The organism is Kocuria subflava (assembly GCF_012163155.1).
Classification (GTDB): domain Bacteria; phylum Actinomycetota; class Actinomycetes; order Actinomycetales; family Micrococcaceae; genus Kocuria; species Kocuria subflava.
Genome location: NZ_JAAVUN010000057.1, coordinates 1 through 3,998, shown reverse-complemented (window position 1 = coordinate 3,998; position 3,998 = coordinate 1). Strand labels below are relative to the sequence as shown.

Genomic DNA, 3,998 nt, shown 5'->3' with positions numbered 1-3,998 from the left:
GGGCGGGCCCGCGCGCCGGGGGCGCCCCACCCCCGCCCCGGCCGCCCCCCCCCCCCGTGGGGGGGGGGGGGGGGGCGCTACGTCGTTGCAGGGAACGTGCTGAGCAGTGTCAGCGGAAGGTCAGAGGTGCTGGACGGGCGGGCAACGTGGCGGCGTGATCGCTGGAGACCTGGGTGTCCGGGCGGCCCACGAAGAGCCAGCCCAGGATTTCCTCGTCGGCGTCCAGGCCGTAGAACTCACCCAGGAATTCCAGGTCCGGGCTCTGGCGCGGTGACCACTGCGTGGCCCAGCCACTGGCGTAGAAAGCGGCTTCCAGCAGCAGGCGTGCTCCCAGGGCCTCGCCGTGCTGAGCACGTTTGGGCAGATCCGATCCTCGCTTGGGGTGGAACACCAGAGCCAGGGCAAGGCCGCCGTTGGAGGCAAAGGCCAGGGAACCCCGGAAAGCTGCCAAGCGGCGCATGTTCTTGCCCTTGAGGCGCGCGGTGGGCTGCTTGAGGTCCGGGATGGTCTTCAGTCCGGACAATGCTGCAGCCAGCTCGGTGGCTTGGCCCCGGGTGGTGCCCACCAGGCGCCATGTGAGCGGGCGGCCCTTGACCCGAGGCCCGGCTGCCGCAGAAATGATCTTCTCGAGTTCCTCACGGGCAGGAGCCTCCGCGGTGAGCGCGGGGGCCGGGCGGCGCTGGGTGAGGATCCTCAAGAAGTGGGTGGACATGCCTCCATCATGACACCTCAACTGGGTGCGTGACCGTGTTCACGATGTCCTCCATATGAATAAATCAATGGGAACATGTACCTCATGTCCTCATCGAACTCTCAAACGGAGGCAGGCAAGAAGCTTGCACGGATAGCCGAACCGGAGCTGCCGGTCGGTTCCGAATCCGATTCCTCCGGCGTTTCCGTCTCTGTGCGCGTGGCCGCTGCCTGGTCCTGGCGCGTCATCATCATTGTTGCCGCGCTGCTGGTTGTTGGCTGGCTGATGGCCTACTTCACCACCGTGTGGATCCCGGTGTTGCTGGCTGCCCTGCTGGCTGGTCTGGTGTCGCCGGCCGTGACGTGGCTGCGCAGCAAGAGGTTCCCCACCTTTGCGGCTGCAGCGCTGGTGGAGCTCGGTCTGATCGTGGCTGTCCTGGGTCTGCTGGCGCTGGCCGGACAGCAGATCATCCTGGGCTTCAGCCAGCTCTCCGATTCCGCCATGCGTGGTATCAACACGCTGCTGGGCATGATCGAGGACCTTCCGTTCGACATCTCCACGGAAACTCTCAACCAGTGGGTGGACCAGGGGTTCTCCACCCTGCAGGACAACTCCTCCGCAATCGTTTCCGGCGCCATCTCCTTCGGTTCCACAGCAGGCACCATTGTGACGGGCACCTTGATCATGCTCTTCACCTTGCTGTTCTTCCTGGCCGACGGGGAGAAGATCTGGCTGTTCCTGGTCAAGCTCTTCCCGCGCCCCGCCCGCCCGGCCGTGAACGGGGCCGGACGCCGTGGCTGGTTGTCCCTGGTGCAATTCGTGCGCATCCAGGGTTTTGTGGCCTTCATCGACGCCGTGGGCATTGGCCTGGGTGCCTTCCTGCTGGGGGTCCCGCTGGCCGTGCCGATCGGCATCCTGGTGTTCCTGGGTTCCTTCATCCCGATGGTGGGTGCCGTGGTGACCGGCGCGATTGCCGTGCTGGTGGCTCTGGTGGCCAACGGCCCCTGGATCGCATTGGCCATGCTGGGTGTGGTGCTGCTGGTGCAGCAGGTCGAATCCAACATCCTGCAGCCGCTGATCATGGGCAAGGCCGTTTCCCTGCACCCCCTGGCCGTGTTCCTGGCCGTGGCCACGGGCTCCGTGACCGCAGGCATCCTGGGGGCACTGTTCTCCGTCCCGTTGTTGGCCGTGGTCAACTCCGTGATGCGTTACCTGGCCGCACAGGGCTGGCGTAACGATCCAGAGATCGCCTGGCAACCCAATTACTTCCCGTGGGAGATCCGCAAGCTGGCCAAGAAGGAAGAACTCACCCGCGAACAGGTCCTTCAGCAGTTCCGCCGGTTCTCCCGTTCCAAGCGCAACCAGGAAGCCGGCAAGCAGAACAAGGAAGTGGAGAAGGCAGCCGCCGAGCGTGAGAAGGAATTGGCTGTCTCCGCGGCGGAGAAGGTCCAGGCCTCGGAGAAGCGCCGTGACGACCGCTCCGTGTCGGCTCGCATCGCCGATTCCGATGACAAGACCACTCCGGTGATGACCCGTCCGGCCACGGCTGCAGAGACTTCTGAGGCAGCTCGGATGCCGCACGGTTTGGGTCGCGACGCCGGACGGGAGAGCCCCGAACGCATTGTGGGCAGCCCTGACCATGATTCCTCGGAGTTCCCGCAGAACAAGTCCATGGACCAGGATCCGGGTGCTCATCCGGCTGCCCGGCGCGAGGACGACATCGAAGACACCGATTCCCCGAACGATCCCGGACGCGCGTGATGACTGAGCCGAATCTGCTGACCCAGCCACCTGCCACCGAGCGGGATCTGAGCACCACGTTGGCCTCCTTGCCGGTGGTGTTGGAGGACGTGGAGCGTGCCGCCGGGCTGTTGGACGGCGTGATTGAACGCACTCCGGTGGCTCACTCGCGGGCGTTGTCCCGGATGATCGGGTCAGAGGTCTGGGTCAAGGCGGAAAACCTGCAGCGCAGTGGTTCCTTCAAGGTCCGCGGCGCCTACAACCGCATGGCTCAGCTTTCCGATGAGGAGAAGGCCCGCGGGGTGGTGGCTGCCTCTGCAGGCAATCACGCCCAGGGTGTTGCCCTGGCGGCCCAGCGTTTGGGCATCAAGGCCACCATCTACATGCCGTTGGGTGCTGCGCTGCCCAAGGTGGCTGCCACCCAGGATCACGGGGCTGAAGTGGTCCTGCACGGAGCCAAGGTGGACGAGGCCCTCGCGGAGGCACGCCGCGTGGCGGAAGCCACCGGCAAGGTGTTCGTCCACCCCTTCGACCACCCGGACATCATTGCCGGGCAGGGAACCCTGGGGCTGGAGCTGCTGGACCAGGTCCCCAACGTGGACACCGTGCTCACCGGTGTGGGTGGCGGTGGTCTGCTGGCAGGGCTGACGGTGGCGCTGAAGGCCCGGGAGGCCCGCGGCGGGCGCCCCGTCCGGGTGATCGGTGTCCAGGCGGAAAACGCGGCCGCCTACCCGCCCTCATTGGCCGGTGACGCCCTGGTGTCCTTGGAAAAGGTCTCCACCATTGCCGACGGCATTGCCGTGGGTCAGCCCGGTCAGCTCCCGTTCCAGATCATCAAGGAACTTGCCGACGACGTCGTCACCGTTTCCGAGGACCGCTTGGCCGAGTCCCTGATCTTCATGCTGGAGCGCAACAAGTTTGTGGTGGAGCCGGCCGGTGTGGTGGGAGTGGCTGCCCTGCTGGACGGGCGCCTGAAGGAAACCTACGGGGATCTGGGAACCACCGTGTTGGTGCTCTCCGGCGGCAACATCGACCCCATGCTCATGCTCAAAGTCATCCAGCGTGGTCTTGCTGCTGCCGGGCGATACATGACCGTCAAGATGATGCTGGTGGACCGCCCCGGCGAACTGACCCGGATCTCCAGCATCATCTCCCGCTTGGATGCCAACGTGACCGGCGTTGACCACACCCGCATCGGCGGTTCCCTGGCCATGGGGGATGTCTCCATCACCATCGACATGGAGACCAAGGGCCACGAGCACTCCCGCCAGGTGCTCTCCGCACTCGAAGCGGAGGGCTACCGCCCGGTCGTCGTGCACTGAGCGATTGCTGCTGACCGCTCGCTGCTGTCCGTGAGCAGATAGGGCGGCTCCGACCGACGAGCGGGTGCTGGGCGCCTTCCGTAGAACGTCAAGCGAAGCAGTTCAAGGAAGGCGCCCAGCACCCGCGCCCGGGCGCAGGGGCCGGACACTGCTGTCTCGACAACGACGGGGGGGGGGGGGGCCCCGCGCGCGGCCGCCCCCCGCGGACCGCCGGGGGCGGGGCGCGCGCGCGGGCGCGGGGGCGG

General features: G+C 66.4%; 3 protein-coding genes. 2 read left to right on the top strand and 1 reads right to left on the bottom strand.

Translation table 11 applies throughout. The features are described from left to right. Nucleotides 1-109: 109 nt before the first annotated feature. Nucleotides 110-712, bottom strand: a complete 603-nt coding sequence (locus GTW58_RS12825) for a nitroreductase family protein (protein WP_052209831.1) — start codon at nucleotides 710-712, stop codon at nucleotides 110-112. Nucleotides 713-796: 84 nt separating this feature from the next. On the opposite strand from GTW58_RS12825, the gene GTW58_RS12820 reads away from it, so the two are divergent. After that, complete coding sequence (locus tag GTW58_RS12820) at nucleotides 797-2,452, top strand: AI-2E family transporter (protein WP_119932113.1); 1,656 nt, start codon at nucleotides 797-799, stop codon at nucleotides 2,450-2,452. Beyond that, nucleotides 2,452-3,753, top strand: a complete 1,302-nt coding sequence (gene ilvA / locus GTW58_RS12815) for a threonine ammonia-lyase (RefSeq protein WP_119932085.1) — start codon at nucleotides 2,452-2,454, stop codon at nucleotides 3,751-3,753. The genes GTW58_RS12820 and ilvA overlap by 1 nt, the downstream gene beginning before the upstream one ends. The last annotated feature ends 245 nt before the right edge of the window (nucleotides 3,754-3,998 follow it).